Source organism: Streptomyces sp. LHD-70 (assembly GCF_031157275.1).
GTDB lineage: Bacteria > Actinomycetota > Actinomycetes > Streptomycetales > Streptomycetaceae > Streptomyces.
In genome coordinates this window covers 267,217-281,064 of record NZ_JAVIFW010000009.1, presented here as the reverse complement: position 1 = coordinate 281,064, position 13,848 = coordinate 267,217, and the positions used below count along the sequence as shown (strand labels likewise).

Annotated in this window: 13 protein-coding genes, 1 tRNA gene and 1 pseudogene; 4 read left to right on the top strand and 11 right to left on the bottom strand. The window is 71.1% G+C overall.

From position 1 onward, the window contains the following. Positions 1-73: 73 nt before the first annotated feature. A complete protein-coding gene (rlmB, locus tag RCO28_RS20100; RefSeq protein ID WP_308942537.1) occupies positions 74-1,024 on the top strand; it encodes a 23S rRNA (guanosine(2251)-2'-O)-methyltransferase RlmB in 951 nt (316 codons plus the stop codon). Positions 1,025-1,117: 93 nt separating this feature from the next. After that, positions 1,118-2,689, top strand: a complete 1,572-nt coding sequence (locus RCO28_RS20095; protein WP_308942536.1) for a DoxX family membrane protein — start codon at positions 1,118-1,120, stop codon at positions 2,687-2,689. 90 nt (positions 2,690-2,779) lie between these two features. On the opposite strand, the gene RCO28_RS20090 is transcribed toward RCO28_RS20095, so the two are convergent. The 3 genes from RCO28_RS20090 to RCO28_RS20080 all read right to left on the bottom strand — a co-directional run bounded on the left by RCO28_RS20090 (position 2,780) and on the right by RCO28_RS20080 (position 5,385). After that, positions 2,780-3,505: a nucleotidyltransferase family protein gene (locus RCO28_RS20090; protein ID WP_308942535.1), complete on the bottom strand. Its 726-nt coding sequence runs from the start codon at positions 3,503-3,505 to the stop codon at positions 2,780-2,782. A gap of 120 nt (positions 3,506-3,625) precedes the next feature. After that, positions 3,626-4,054 (bottom strand): hypothetical protein, encoded by a 429-nt coding sequence (locus RCO28_RS20085; protein ID WP_374991204.1) that lies wholly within the window; start codon positions 4,052-4,054, stop codon positions 3,626-3,628. Positions 4,055-4,248: 194 nt separating this feature from the next. Then, on the bottom strand, positions 4,249-5,385 hold the full coding sequence (locus RCO28_RS20080; RefSeq protein ID WP_308942532.1) for a sn-glycerol-3-phosphate ABC transporter ATP-binding protein UgpC: 1,137 nt from the start codon (positions 5,383-5,385) through the stop codon (positions 4,249-4,251). A 345-nt stretch (positions 5,386-5,730) separates the two neighbouring features. On the opposite strand from RCO28_RS20080, the gene RCO28_RS20075 reads away from it, so the two are divergent. After that, positions 5,731-5,804 (top strand) — tRNA-Thr (locus tag RCO28_RS20075). Positions 5,805-6,016: 212 nt separating this feature from the next. On the opposite strand, the gene RCO28_RS20070 is transcribed toward RCO28_RS20075, so the two are convergent. Together RCO28_RS20070 and RCO28_RS20065 are read right to left on the bottom strand one after the other, a co-directional pair. Beyond that, positions 6,017-6,568: a hypothetical protein gene (locus RCO28_RS20070; protein ID WP_308942531.1), complete on the bottom strand. Its 552-nt coding sequence runs from the start codon at positions 6,566-6,568 to the stop codon at positions 6,017-6,019. Positions 6,569-6,766: 198 nt separating this feature from the next. Beyond that, positions 6,767-7,057: a hypothetical protein gene (locus tag RCO28_RS20065; protein WP_308942530.1), complete on the bottom strand. Its 291-nt coding sequence runs from the start codon at positions 7,055-7,057 to the stop codon at positions 6,767-6,769. Positions 7,058-7,653: 596 nt separating this feature from the next. On the opposite strand from RCO28_RS20065, the gene RCO28_RS20060 reads away from it, so the two are divergent. Then, positions 7,654-7,929 (top strand): hypothetical protein, encoded by a 276-nt coding sequence (locus tag RCO28_RS20060; protein ID WP_308942529.1) that lies wholly within the window; start codon positions 7,654-7,656, stop codon positions 7,927-7,929. A gap of 26 nt (positions 7,930-7,955) precedes the next feature. On the opposite strand, the gene RCO28_RS20055 is transcribed toward RCO28_RS20060, so the two are convergent. The 6 genes and pseudogenes from RCO28_RS20055 to RCO28_RS20030 form a co-directional block, all read right to left on the bottom strand. Further along, on the bottom strand, positions 7,956-8,636 hold the full coding sequence (locus RCO28_RS20055) for a DUF899 family protein (RefSeq protein WP_308942528.1): 681 nt from the start codon (positions 8,634-8,636) through the stop codon (positions 7,956-7,958). A gap of 132 nt (positions 8,637-8,768) precedes the next feature. Beyond that, positions 8,769-9,260 carry a phospholipase A2 gene (locus tag RCO28_RS20050; protein WP_308942527.1) on the bottom strand — a complete coding sequence of 164 codons (492 nt, stop codon included), beginning with the start codon at positions 9,258-9,260 and terminating at the stop codon, positions 8,769-8,771. A gap of 170 nt (positions 9,261-9,430) precedes the next feature. Continuing rightward, positions 9,431-9,646: pseudogene (locus tag RCO28_RS20045) on the bottom strand (DUF6332 family protein); the annotation flags it as partial. A 182-nt stretch (positions 9,647-9,828) separates the two neighbouring features. Then, entirely contained in the window at positions 9,829-10,281 is a 453-nt protein-coding gene (locus RCO28_RS20040) for a hemerythrin domain-containing protein (RefSeq protein WP_308942526.1), read from the bottom strand. An 81-nt stretch (positions 10,282-10,362) separates the two neighbouring features. Next, a complete protein-coding gene (locus tag RCO28_RS20035; RefSeq protein ID WP_308942525.1) occupies positions 10,363-12,936 on the bottom strand; it encodes an FtsX-like permease family protein in 2,574 nt (857 codons plus the stop codon). An 80-nt stretch (positions 12,937-13,016) separates the two neighbouring features. Further along, positions 13,017-13,802: an ABC transporter ATP-binding protein gene (locus tag RCO28_RS20030; protein WP_308942524.1), complete on the bottom strand. Its 786-nt coding sequence runs from the start codon at positions 13,800-13,802 to the stop codon at positions 13,017-13,019. Positions 13,803-13,848 lie beyond the last annotated feature (46 nt).

The window sequence follows — 13,848 nt, the reverse complement described above, 5'->3', positions numbered from 1 at the left end:
ACTGGCCGCCCGGTCCGCCGGGCGGCACACTCACTTATACGTACGTACGCAGAGCTTCAGAAACAGGTAGGTCATGGCCGGGAACAGCCAGCGCAGGAACCGCCGCACCAGCAACAAGAAGGGTGCGACGGTCGGCAGCGGTGGCCAGCGGCGTCGCGGCCTCGAGGGCAAGGGCCCGACCCCGCCCGCTGAGATGCGCAAGAAGCACAAGAAGAACCGCATCGCCAACGCCAAGGCGAAGCACGAGGCCCGCCGCCCCACCGCGCGCCGCGGTGGCAAGGGCACGTCCGAGCTGGTCGTCGGCCGCAACCCGGTCGTGGAGGCGCTGCGCGAGGGCGTGCCCGCGTCCACCCTTTACGTCCTGCAGTTCATCGACAACGACGAGCGGGTCCGTGAGGCGCTGCAGCTCGTCGCCGAGCGCGGCGGCATCAACCTGATGGAGGCGCCGCGCGCCGAGCTCGACCGTATGACGAACGGCCTCAACCACCAGGGCCTCGTCCTCCAGGTCCCGCCGTACGAGTACGCGCACCCCGACGACCTCGCAGCCGCCGCGTTCGACGAGGGCGAGGACCCGCTGATCGTCGCCCTCGACGGCGTGACCGACCCGCGCAACCTCGGTGCCGTGGTCCGTTCCGTGTCGGCCTTCGGCGGGCACGGCGTCGTGGTGCCCGAGCGGCGCGCGGCCGGCATGACGGCAGGGGCGTGGAAGACGTCCGCGGGCGCCGCCGCGCGTACGCCGGTGGCGCGCGCCAGCAACCTGACGCGGGCCCTTGAGAGCTACCAGAAGGCGGGTCTCGTCGTCGTCGGTCTCGCCGCCGACGGTGAGCACGAGGTGGGCGAACTGGAGGCACTCCAGGGCCCGGTGGTGATCGTGGTCGGCAGCGAGGGCAAGGGCCTGTCCCGACTCGTCGGCGAGACCTGCGACTTCAGGGTGCGGATCCCGATGCCGGGCGGCACCGAGTCGCTGAACGCCGGTGTCGCCGCGGGCGTCGTGCTCTACGAGGCGGCGCGGCACAGGAGTTGAGCTCCGCGCGGGCGGCGGGTGTACACGCCTTGACGCGGCCCGGACAGATCGGGGCGGTCAAGGCAGTGTCCTAAGCACACATCACTCGGTTAGATGAGTGTGGATACCAGTACACCCCGCACCTCCGCAGGGGGAGGCCCGTCGGGATTCGACGACGGACCCGCGCTGAGCATGGTGAAGGTGCCGTGCGACCCGGCCCAGGTCATCGTCAATCACGCGAGCTTCCGCGTGCAGCTCCCCACGGCTCAGCAGACCCAGTCCCCGCGTATCACACGGCAGTTGGCGGTCGCCGGGCTCGCCGCGGGCGTACCTGCCGGAGCGGCAGCGGCGGTCGGCGCCGCTGCCGGGCGCCGTCGCGCCCCCGTCGTCTGGAGCGGGAAGTCCGTGCCCGGCGACCCGGGCGCCAGCGGTCTCCTGCAGGCGGTGCGCACCACTGGCGTGCAGCACGACGGCTCCTTCGACGACCCCGCCGGCGCCGCCACGCAGGTCATCCCCCGCGTCACCGAGGCCGCCCCGCCGCCGCACGTCATCGGCCCGCGCGAGCCCGAGGACAGCGACACCCGGATCCTGCCCCGCGTGCAGTCCTCGGGCAGCGTGTACGACGAAGAGGCGTACGCGTACGAGGAGTTGGCGCCCGAGGACGCGGCGTACGAGGAGGCCGGGGAGCGGACGCCGCGTCGGCACGGCAACGACTCCGTGCGCCACGCGTACTACCCGGGGCGGCGGTTGAACCTCGGCGTGGTGCTGCTTCCGCTGCGCGTCTTCCTCGGCTTCATCTCCATCTACGCGGGCATGGGCAAGCTCTGCGACCCCGTCTACTTCGACGGCGGCGAGCGCGGCTCCATGGTCAAGTGGCTGAATTCGCTGCACCCTTGGGCGCTGGCCGAGCCGATGCGGGACTGGGCGCTCGCGCACCCCGTCGGCGCGGGTCTCGTCATCGCCTTCCTCCAGGTCATCGTCGGCGTGCTGACCGTGCTCGGCCTGTGGCAGCGGGCGGCGGCCGTCGTCGGCGGGCTGCTCTCGGCCGCGCTGCTCGTCACGGTGAGCTGGAAGTCGGTGCCGGTCTATGACGCGCCGGACATCATCTACCTCGCCGCGTGGAGCCCGCTGATCATCGCGGGCGCGCCGGTGTACTCCGTGGACGGCTGGCTCGCCAGCGAGGCCTGGCGGCGGCTCGGGCCGCGCGCCGAGCTGTGGGAGCTGCGCCGCCGGGTGCTGCGCCGCGGCTTCCTGGTCGGCACCGTGGTCGTCGGGCTCACCCTGCTTGTCGGCTCGCTCCTCGGCGGTGCGGTGCGGGACGCGGACCGGGTGACCGCGCCCGGGCCCGGCGAGGCCCCGCGCAACGAGCAGCCGGGCTCGCCGCTGCCGTCGGAGCCGAAGGAGCGGCGTACGGAGCGCCAGACCCCGTCCGCGACGACCGGCGCCCCGACGCAGGGCAACACGACAACGCCGTCGGCGCCCGCGTCCACGCCCGGTACGGGGGCGAGCGAGTCGGGCTCCGCCGACAGCCGGCCGAGCCAGACCCAGGGCACGGGCCAGCAGCAGCCCCCGCCGCAGGAGTCGGCGCCGCCGTCCACCAGCAGCGGCCCGACGTCCAGCGGTGGCACGGGCAGCGGCGGCACGGGCAGCGAGGAGCCGGGGCTCGTGGGGGGCCTGCTCGGCTGACCTCCACAGACGGTACGGGCCGGGGCCGGCGCATCAGGGATGTGCGCCGGACCCGGCCCGTACTTTGTGCGCGCAGGCCGCCCGGGGGCCTCAACGGCCCTGTGCGGCCAGCTCCTTGGCGGCCTCGGTGAGGTCCTTGGCGGTGTCGATGGCCCGCCAGTACGCGCCCTGCGGCAGCGGATAGCCGGCCAGGCGGCGCTGGCGGGCGAGGCGCGGGAACGTGGTGCGCTCGTGGTCGCCGCGGTCGGGCAGGAGCGCGGCGAAGTCGGGCGAGAAGACGTAGACGCCCGCGTTGATCTCGTACGAGACGCGCGGGGACTCGATGAAGTCCGTGATGTGGCCGAAGGCGTCGGTCTCGACGGCGCCCCAGGGGAGCCGTGGCCGGGCCAGGGCGAGCGTCGCGGTGGCGTCCCGCTCGGTGTGGAAGGCGGCCATCTCGCGCAGCGGGAAGCGGGTCCAGATGTCGCCGTTCGTCGCGTACCAGGCGCGGTCCGGGTGCGGCAGGTGCGCGGCCGCGTACTTGAGCCCGCCGCCGCGGCCGAGGGGCTCCTCCTCGACCACCGTCGTGACCCGCAGGGGGAGTTCGGCCTTCTCCAGCCACTCCTGGAGTACGCCGGCGAGGTGGCCGCAGGAGATCACGGCGTCGGTGACGCCCTCGGCGGCGAGCCAGGAAAGCTGATGGCCGATGATCGGGACCCCGGTTCCGGGGATCTCGACCATCGGCTTCGGCCGGTCGTCGGTGTACGGGCGCAGCCGCGAGCCTTGGCCTCCGGCGAGGATCACGGCTTGTACGGGCGTGGGGTACGGGTCGGTCATGTCCCGCACCCTATGGCGTGGGCACCGACGCGGGGCTGTGCCCCGGACCCCCTCCCCCAAGCTCTCGGCTTCGCTCGAGCAGGGGGGACCCCCATCTCAAACGCCGGAGGGGCTTTTTTGCTACACCTGCTGCGCCACACCCGTCGCGAAGGCCGTGTCGCAGACCGGGCGGGCGTAGGACTGGGCGCGGCTCGGGCCGTACTGGCGGACCGCCGCACGGCCGAGGGCGCGGGCGATCCAGGCGCAGTGCTTGGCGAGCGACGGGCGCGCGTCGACCTCCTGTTGGAGTGTGGTGAGGGCGACTCCCGGGTTCTTCTCCTGCAGTTCGAGCAGGAGCCGGTCGCGCAGGGCTTCCTGCGGGGCGCGGGTCTTGGCGGGGGTCGAGACGTCCTCGGACGACGCGGTGAGCACCGACTGCGAGCCACCCGACCAGTTGACCCGGGTGACCGCGAGCGTCCCGGACAGGACGAGGACGACGGGGAGGACAAGAGCGAGGGTTCGGCCGATTCGGCGGGCGCTTTGGTTCACGTGCGTGAGCGTAGCGGTCAGTGATGATTTGGAGACATTTGGTCACCGGAACGGGCGACGGTTCGAGGGAAGATTTCGAATCCGGTGTTGACGTACGAAGTTCGAAAAGGGCGTTGTGCCGGGGTATTTGTCGACTCGGTGGCTGTTGTTTCCGTGCGCGTACGACAGTGGCCCCGCACCGAAGTGCGGGGCCACCGGGGCATGTTGGGCCGGGATCAGTCGCTGAGGCGCTCGCCGGAGGACGTGGCGAAGACGTGGGTCTCGCCGGGGCGCGGCACGACGTGCAGCTGGGAGCCCTTCTCCGGGACGGCGCGGCCGCTGACGCGGACCACGAGGTCCTTGGGCTCGCCGCCGACGTCGGCGGTGCCGTAGACGTAGCCGTCGGCGCCGAGTTCCTCGACGACGTTCACCGTGATCGCGAGGCCGGCGGGGGCGTCCGCGCTGTCCTTGCTGAGGGACTTGGCGGCCTCGCCGTTCTGCTCGACCACGTCGAAGTGCTCGGGGCGGACGCCGACGGTGACCGTGCGGTCGCCCTTGTCGGCGGCGGCGGTGAGGGCCTCGCGGTTCACCGGGACCACGGAGTTGCCGAACTTCACGCCGCCGTCGGTGATCGGGACCTCGACGAGGTTCATCGCGGGGGAGCCGATGAAGCCGGCGACGAAGAGGTTGGCCGGACGGTCGTACATGTTGCGCGGCGAGTCCACCTGCTGGAGGAGCCCGTCCTTCAGGACGGCCACGCGGTCGCCCATCGTCATGGCCTCGACCTGGTCGTGGGTGACGTACACCGTGGTGATGCCGAGGCGGCGCTGGAGCGAGGCGATCTGCGTACGGGTGGAGACGCGGAGCTTGGCGTCGAGGTTCGACAGCGGCTCGTCCATGAGGAAGACCTGCGGCTCGCGGACGATGGCGCGGCCCATCGCGACGCGCTGGCGCTGACCGCCGGAGAGGGCCTTGGGCTTGCGGCCCAGGTACTCGGTGAGGTCGAGGATCTTCGCGGCGTCCTCGACCTTCTGCCGGATCTCCGCCTTCGGGACGCCCGCGATCTTGAGCGCGAAGCCCATGTTGTCGGCGACGCTCATGTGCGGGTAGAGCGCGTAGTTCTGGAACACCATGGCGATGTCCCGGTCCTTCGGCGGCAGGTGCGTGACGTCGCGGTCGCCGATGCGGATCGCACCGCCGTTGACGTCCTCAAGACCCGCGAGCATGCGCAGGGAGGTCGACTTTCCGCAGCCGGAGGGACCGACGAGGACGAGGAACTCGCCGTCCTCGATCTCGATCTCCAGTCCGTCCACCGCGGGCTTGTCGGAGCCCGGGTAGATGCGGGTCGCCTTGTCGAACGTGACAGAAGCCATGGCTGTGAAGCCCCCTTCACCGGCAGGAACGTGCCGGACGATCCGAGTAAAGGAAGTGGCTGCGCCGCATCGTTGCGGTGCAGTGGTGTAGACCGGCCGCGCCGGACTGGCAGCGACAGTACCCGCCGCATTCGCCGGTGTCAGCAGTCGTACGGGAACTCGCGCAGCTCGCACGCCTTGCTACGGACGGTCGGCGGGCACCGGGAGGCCGCGGGCCACGGACAAGGGGGCCCCGGGGGTGAGGGCCCCGGGGCCGAGGGTCCGGGCCGCCTTGTCCGTGGCCCGCGAGGACGCCCCCTGTGTAAAGTGTGGAAACCGCCGCGCCGCCTGCCCGACCGCGGCTGCGCCTCCTTAGCTCAGATGGCCAGAGCAACGCACTTGTAATGCGTAGGTCGTCGGTTCGAATCCGACAGGGGGCTCTGGTGGGCCCCAGGTCGAAACAGCTTCTGACCTGGGGTTTCTTCTTGCCGTGACGTCCCGGGGCCCTCCATGGATGCTCATGGAGGGGCCTTCGTGAGGGCATGTTTGGCCGACGTTTGGCCGCGATCGCAGTGATCAGGCTCGCTTCCACGTCCTGAGCTTGTGTTTCTTCCAGCGGACTGATGGGATGTCAGACCGCTGGGGCTCCCGTTCAGTCTGCGAGGAGCTTCCCGGCCGTGGCCGGGTCCATCAGGTTCGACCACGCCTGTTCGGCGGGGAGCAGGTCCCGGTCGGGGAGGCGTGATTCGGGGAACCAGCCCTCGCGCTCGCAGCCGGGGACGATGCGGACGAGGTCACCGGGGACGGAGCCGGTGATCCGTACCGCGACGTACGCCTCGTGTCCCTCCTGTGCGCGGATCTGGACGCCCAGGGTGAAGGTGTCGTACGCGACCGTGTGCTCTGCGCCGTCGATGAGTGAGGCGCGGGTGAGCCCGGGGATGACGCTCTCCAGTCGACGGACGAACCGGGCGCCTTCCTCCAGCCGGTAGCGCAAGTGGTCGTCCCGGTCCGGCAGCAGGTTGCCGACGTACGTCTGGGTGGTCAGCGGGCGAGAGTGCTGCGCGTTGTAGGCACTCCGGGACGCCTTCGCGTCAGCGGCCAGGGCCGCGTAGAAATCGTCGGCCGACCCGTCTTCGCGCGTACCCGCCGCAACCAGCCATGGGCAGGGCTCGGATCTCCAGACCGCGCCCCGCCATCGCTGCACCTTGACCTTGAACAGAACCTGGTCGTCGACGGCACGGATCCGCTCGTGCGGCCTCCCCGCATCGTCCGAACTGCTCCTGTGCCTTGTTCAGTACGGGATGGTCGATCTCATCGAGCGGTGCCGTGACGGGCGGCACTGGTAAGCGCAGATCCTCGCTCAGGCAACGCAGCGTGGGACGAGTACGGTCCACGGAGCCTGCTACCTCTCCTCGTCGATGCCGCCGAGCCGGTCGATGTCTTCGGCGGAGATCCCTGTCAGCAGCGCGACGCGCGCCTTCGTGGTGCCGTCCAGGACTCGCATCGAATCGGCCATACCCTGCCGGATCTCCTCGCGCCGGTGCTCCACGTACATGCGCACCGCGTCCGCTACCAGTTCCTTCTTCGTCACCCCCAGGAAGTGCGCTCCCTGAGTGATCAACTGGTCCGTGTCGAGATCCACCTTCAATGGGGCCGAAGTCCGAGTCTTCGCACCCGCAGGCTGCGCTGTCATGCCTGAACCACCTCCGGTATCTCAGGGTACTCCGATACCTCATGCTGTGGGGAAGCTCTTTGCCTGTAGCGGCCGCACGCCCTGCCCGCACCCACTGCTGCCGAGCCCTGGCGGGGTGCAGGGAAGGGATGTGTGCCTGAACGGCACTGCGTAGGCCCGGAGTTCGCCGCCGACCGCGTCACCTGCGACACCGGGAAGCGGCTCCCTTTCGCGGGCGCGACAGCCCTCGCGCAGACGGAAATGTTCGGCCCGCGTTCGGCCGGAGGCCCTTCGTTTGGCCGTTGTTGGGCCGGACTGCCCGAGAGGGATCTTCACGGTGCGGGACGCGGAGGGACGGGAAGGGACTGGATAACACCAGGTCAGGTGTGCTGAACCGACGCCAAGGCTGGAAAGTCGCAGGTAGAGCCTTGATCGAGGATCTTGTCGCTTGATCGCTTGTAATGCGTAGGTCGTCGGTTCGAATCCGACAGGGGGCTCCTGGGTAAGGCCAGGTCACTCCACTGTGACCTGGCCTTTTTGCGTGCGTGTGTGATTCTTGAAGGTGAAGCCCCCCGTGCACGGGCGAGGGCGGACGGCGCACCAGGGAGAGGTGTGTGATGACGCGGAACCACCACTTCCACCTCGACTTCGCGGGCCATTCGGTGACCGTGAACGTCCACAACAGTCACCGCGTGATCGCCGAGTTGCTGGTGGACGGCAAGGTGACAGATCACCAGCAGTCACGCGGGCACCGGCCCCTGCTGCTCTCCGGCGAGCTGGCCGACGAGCCTTCGCGGCCTGTCGGGGTGCGGGTCCTGCCGGGGCCGGGGGTGCCGCGCTGTACGGCGGTGATCGACGGGACCGAGGAGCTGATGTCTCCGCGGGCCTTCTGACGTACCGGGAGAGTGGGGAGGCGCCCCTAGTAGTTCAGCGCGGCGTTCCAGTCGCCGCGCCCGCCGCGGGTGAGGTCGAGTACGTGCCAGACGGGGCTGAGCAGGTCGATGCCGCGCTCGTCGATGGTGTCGGAGAGGCGGGGGTGCGCCGAGTAGAAGTGGCGTACCGCGCCGTCGGCGTCGCGGGTGAACACCGAGACCGTGGAGTCCTGTTCGCCGTCGGCGTCCTCGCTGCCCAGGTCGTACTTGAAGGTGCCGGTCCCCGCGCTGAGCAGACGGAGGTTCGTCCACCGGCGGGTGCGGGCGTGTGCGCGGAGTGCGGGCAGTGCGGCCGCGGCGACGACGGCGAAGTCGACGTTCTGCGCGAGGTGGTGGGCCACTCCGTTGAAGCCGTCGCACCACATCGTGCACATCGGGCACGGCTCGGTCTGCTTCTTGCCGTACATCAGGTGGTAGACGACGAGGTCGCGGCCGGGCCGTGTGAACAGGTCGCTCAGGCGTACGGTCCGGGCGGGGGCGTCGCCGGCCTCCAGGTCGGCCGGGCCCTCCTCGAACGCGTAGTCCTCGACGACCGGGCCGGGCGGCAGCCGTCTGCGCAGGTCGGCGACGCGTTCGCGGTGCCGCATCAGCTCGATCTCGGCCTGCCGCAGCTCCTCGCGGGCGTTCACGTAGTCGGCCGACTCCGCGGTGAGATGGGTTGGACGCATCGCTGCTCCCGGTGTGCGTGGCCCCTGGGCGGCATCTGCCCTGCCTCACCACCGTAAGCCGCGGGACGGGGAGCGGCAGGGGTATCTCTCCGATCGTTGCGGGGCCGTCCCGCGGCTTGCGCCAGTGCGGGGCTACGCGTAGAAGGACCGGTCGCCGCCGATCCGGACCGCGTCGTAGAACGTGTGGGCCGCGCCGTAGCAGGCGGTGTGGCGGATCGGGCCGGGGCGTTCCTGGTCGCAGGTGCGCTGCATCTCCTCCAGGAAGCGCAGGTCGATGGTCGCCTTGCGGGCGGGTGTCGGGTCGAGCGCGAGGGTGCCGGCCCGCGAGCCGTAGTTGCGGTAGCCGAAGTCGTGGAGGGTGCAGGCGGGGGTGAAGAGCTTCATGTACGGGGCCATGCCGCCCGGTACCGAGCAGCCGTCCGTAGTCCAGTTGAACGGGGGCGTCCGTTCCACCGTCATGAAGCGCTCGACGGGCAGGGCCATGATCCGGTCGGCCGCCTGGACGAGTTGGGGGTTGGGGGCGGGAACGGGGGCGGTGGTGGCGGTGGCTGCGGTGGCGGTCGGGGCGAGGGTGAGCAGGGCAGTGGTGAGGGCTGCGGCTGCTGCTCGGGCGAGGGTGCGCATGGGCGGCTCCTGGGTGTGTTTTTCCAGGTCAACCGCCTCTGCGCGGAGAAGGTCACCGGCGTCACCGCCCAGTTCGGCCATTGCGGTGCCCTGCGTAGCCTCATAGCCCTGGGGTGCCCTGGGGTGACCCGTGGTGTCCGTCCACGCGGACAGCAGTGGCCCCCCGGGGCCTACCTCCCCAGCCCCCGCCCCCGGTCGAACCTCCGCAGTACGCGGACCACCCGCCACACGCCCGCGAGGGCGCCCGCGATCGCGCCGGTCCTCGCGTCGGACAGGGCCGCCGTCGCCGCGAACACCAGGACGGCGAGGACGGCGCCCGTGACGAGGGCGAAGGCGATCTCGACCGTCATCGTGTCCTTCTCCCAGCGGGATTCCCGGCCCTTGTCCCCGCGACCCTCCCCGCCCCCGTCCCCGTCCCCACGACTGTCCCCGCCCCTGTCCCCGTCCCCACGACCGCCCGTGCCCGTGCCCGTGCCCGTGCCCGCGCTCAAGTCCTTGTCCATGGAGGGAGCGTGACAGGGCGGGGGCCGCAGCGGGAGGCCCGCGGGCGCTCACGTCACCTGGGCCCTCACGTCGGGTGGGCCTCGCGCCAGGCCGCCATCGAGATGTTCCACTCGTCGCCGTCGAGCGCGGTGAGGGAGGCCGGGAAGAGGCCGTCCTCCTCCTTCGCGATGTGGTGGTGCAGCTCGTCCACGGCCTCGACGAGGGTGCGGACGTCGGCGGGATCGGTCAGGTCGAGTACGGGCAGCAGGGCGGCGAGTTCGCGGTGCTCCCGCTCCAGGGCCTCGATGTAGTCCGCGTACTCCGGATCCGTACGCATCACCCGGAACAGGCCGTTCTCCTCGCCCCGCCAGTGTGCGCCCAGCTCGCGGGCCATGAAGTCGACGAGATCGGCGGCGTGGGCGGTGTCGCCGCGCTCCAGGGCGCGGAGCGCGTCGCCGGCCGCGTCCGTCACCCTCTCGTGTTCGGCGATGAACTCCTTGATCAGGGGGATCTCGCGGCAGCCGCAGTAATGACACATCCCGACGTTCTAGACAGTCCGTCGGGTACGGGCCCGGCGCCACGCCGGAAAGGCGGTGAGCGCCGGGCAACCCCCCATCCCTCACTGCGCGTTGATCGCCCCCAGCATGTTCAGGCGAGCCGCCCTGCGGGCCGGCCAGATCGCCGCCAGTACGCCGATCACGAGGGCCAGGGCCAGGAACAGGGACAGGCGGTCCCACGGCAGGGTCGTCGTGTAGTCGGGCAGGCCCGCGGCGGTGAGGCTGCCGCCCGCCCAGGCGAGGAAGACGCCCGTGCCGATGCCGAGGAGCGCGCCGAAGACGGAGATCACCACCGATTCGAGGCGGACCATCTGCCGGACGCCCTTGCGGTCGAGGCCGATCGCGCGGAGCATGCCGATCTCGCGGGTGCGCTCGAAGACCGACATGGCCAGGGTGTTGATCACGCCGAGGACCGCGATGACGACGGCCATGCCGAGCAGCCCGTACATCATGTTGAGCATCACGTCGATCGCGCCGGACTCCTCCTTCGTGAGCTGTTCCTGGCTCTGCACCTTCAGCAGCGGGCTGTTGCCGAGGGCCTCGCGGAGGTCGCGGTCGAGGCCGGTGGCCTTGCCCGGTTCGGCCTTGACGAGGACGGAGTCGTACGTGCCGCCCATCGCGTACGGGAGTACGTCCCGGATACTCGCGACGGCGCTGTCCACGACCTGGTTCTCCTGGTAGACGCCGACCACCCTGAGCTGCTTGTGCTCGGCCTTCTCCGAGCCGTCCGGGGTGAACTCGCCGTCCATGCGGTCCCCGACGCCGAGGCCGGTGCGCTTCGCGAGGGTCGTGGAGATCGCGACCTTGCCGGGGCCCAGCTCGTCCGCCGAGCCGGAGGCGAACTGCAAGGACGCGACCTTGCCGAGCTGCTTCGGGTCGACGCCGGAGACCATCGCGTACTCCCCGTCCAGCGTGACCCCGGCCGAGGCGACGGGGGTGGCCGCGGCGACGCCCGGGACGTCGGCGACCTTCTCGCCGAGCTTCGGATCCAGGCCCAGATACGCGGAGTTGGAGAGGGAGTAGTCGGCGGTCAGGCCCTGGACGGCCGCCTGCTTCACGGCCCGGTCGACCGAGTGGCCGGCGACCGTCAGGCCGGTGATCAGGGTCAGGCCGATCATCAGGGCCGAGGCGGTCGCGGCGGTACGGCGCGGGTTGCGCAGCGCGTTCTCCTTGGCGAGCTTGCCGCTCACGCCGAACACCCGCGTCGTGACCCGGCCCGCGAGCGACACCAGCGGCCGCGAGAGCAGCGGGGCGAGCACGATCATGCCGGTCAGGGTGAGGAACGAGCCGAGCATGGCGATCATCAGGTTCGTCTCGTCGCCATCGTCGAGCGTCGACACGTACAGCATCACCAGGACGCCCGCGCCGGTGAGCAGTCCGCCGAGGATGTTGCGTACGACCATGCCGCGTAGGGGAGTTGCCGCGTCCACCGTGGAGAGCGCCTCGACCGGGGCGATCTTCGCGGCCTTGCGGGACGGCAGCCAGGCGGCGAGGACCGTGACGAGGACGCCCACGATCAGGGACCACAGCAGTGCGCCCGCACCGACGACCAGCGGCCCTTCGGGCAGGCCCGCGCCGCCCGCGTTCAGGAGCGGGCGCAGGCCCGCGGCGATGCCGAGGCCGAGGGCGAACCCGGCGGCGGACGCGCCGAGTCCGAGCAGCCCCGCCTCGATCAGGACGGAGCGGACGACCTGCCGGCGCGAGGCGCCCACGGCGCGCATCAGGGCGATCTCGCGGCTGCGCTGGGCGATCAGCATCGTGAACGTGTTGGCGATGATGAACACGCCCACGAACAGGGCGATCCCGGCGAACACCAGGAGCATCTTGGTCATCGCCTCGGTGGACTGCTCCGACTGCTCGGACTGGAGCGCGGCCAGCTCGGCCCCGCTGGTCGCGCTCGCGCCTTCCTCCGGCAGCAGGGTGCTGATCTTCGCGGTCAGGGCGGCCTGGTCGGTGCCGGGCTCGGCCGTCACGGAGAAGTCGTCGAAGTGGCCCGGGGTCAGGAACAGGCCCTGCGCGGTGCGGGTGTCGAACACGGTGAGGGTGCCGCCCGCGGTGACGCGCGGATCGTCGGTACGGACGGTGCCGACCAGCTTCTTGGTGAAGGCGGGCCCGGTCGTGGCGAACCGTACGGTGTCACCGATCCGGTATCCGGCCTTCTCGGCGGTCTTCGCGTCGAGCGCCAACTCGCCCTTGCCGGAGGGCGCGCGGCCGCTCACGAGCGGCAGCCGCGGGTCCTTGCCGTCCGGTCCCGGTACGTAGTTGGCGGCGAGGTTCTGCCAGGAGTTGTCGGCGTTGACGGGCGTGCCGTCCTTCCCGGCGAGGGTGGCGCTGCCGCCCACCCCGGCCCGTACGGAGGCCACGCCGGGCAGCTCGCGGACGCGGTCGGCGAGCTTGCCGTCGAGGCGGGTGGTGCGGTGCTCGTCGTACGGGCCGTCGCCGGGCAGGTACTCGGCCGCCACGGAGACGTCGACGTCCTTCAGGTTCTTGGTGGAGGCGGCGCGGAGCGCGGTGGTGACGGTGTCGCCGAAGACGAGCGTGCCGGAGACGAAGGCGACGCCGAGCATCACCGCGAGCGCGGTCATGACCAGCCGGGCTTTGTGCGCGAGGACGTTGCGCAGGGCTGTTCGCAGCATGGAGGCGGTCCAGGGGTTCGAAGGCGTACGGGTTTCGAAGGCGTACGGGTGACGGGGCGCGGGCTCAGCTCGTCCGGCCCTCAGCTCGTCCGGCCCTTGGCGTCGAAGAGCCGCATGCGGTCCAGGACGCTCTGCGCGGTCGGGGTGAGCAGCTCGTCGGTGAGGCGGCCGTCGGCGAGGAAGACGACACGGTCGGCGTGCGCGGCGGCCACCGGGTCGTGCGTGACCATCACGACGGTCTGGCCCAACTCCCGTACGGATTCCCGCAGGAAGCCCAGGATCTCGGCGCCCGAGCGGGAGTCGAGGTTGCCGGTCGGCTCGTCCGCGAACACGATCTCCGGCCGGGACGCGAGCGCGCGGGCCACGGCGACGCGCTGCTGCTGACCGCCGGAGAGCTGCGCGGGCCGGTGGTTCAGGCGGCCCGAGAGCCCCACGGTCCGTACGACGCCGTCGACCCACTCGTGGTCCGGGCGGCGGCCCGCGATGGCCATGGGCAGCGTGATGTTCTCGTACGCGGTGAGCGTGGGCAGCAGGTTGAACGCCTGGAAGACGAAGCCCACCTTGTCGCGGCGGAGCCGGGTGAGCCTGCGGTCGTCGAGCCCGGACAGCTCGGTGTCGCCGATCAGCGCGGAGCCTGCGGAGAACGAGTCCAGGCCCGCCATGCAGTGCATCAGCGTCGACTTGCCGGAGCCCGACGGCCCCATGATCGCGGTGAACCGGCCGCGCCCGAACTCCACGGACACCTGGTCGAGGGCGACCACACGGGTCTCGCCCGTGCCGTACACCTTGCTCAGGCCGGTGGCGCGGGCGGCGGCGTTGGTGGCCGGGGAGTGGATCGGGGCGGGCGCGGCGGCGGCCTGGGACATGGCGCTCTCCTGGGAACGTGGGGCGTTATCGGGTTTCGCTCCATGC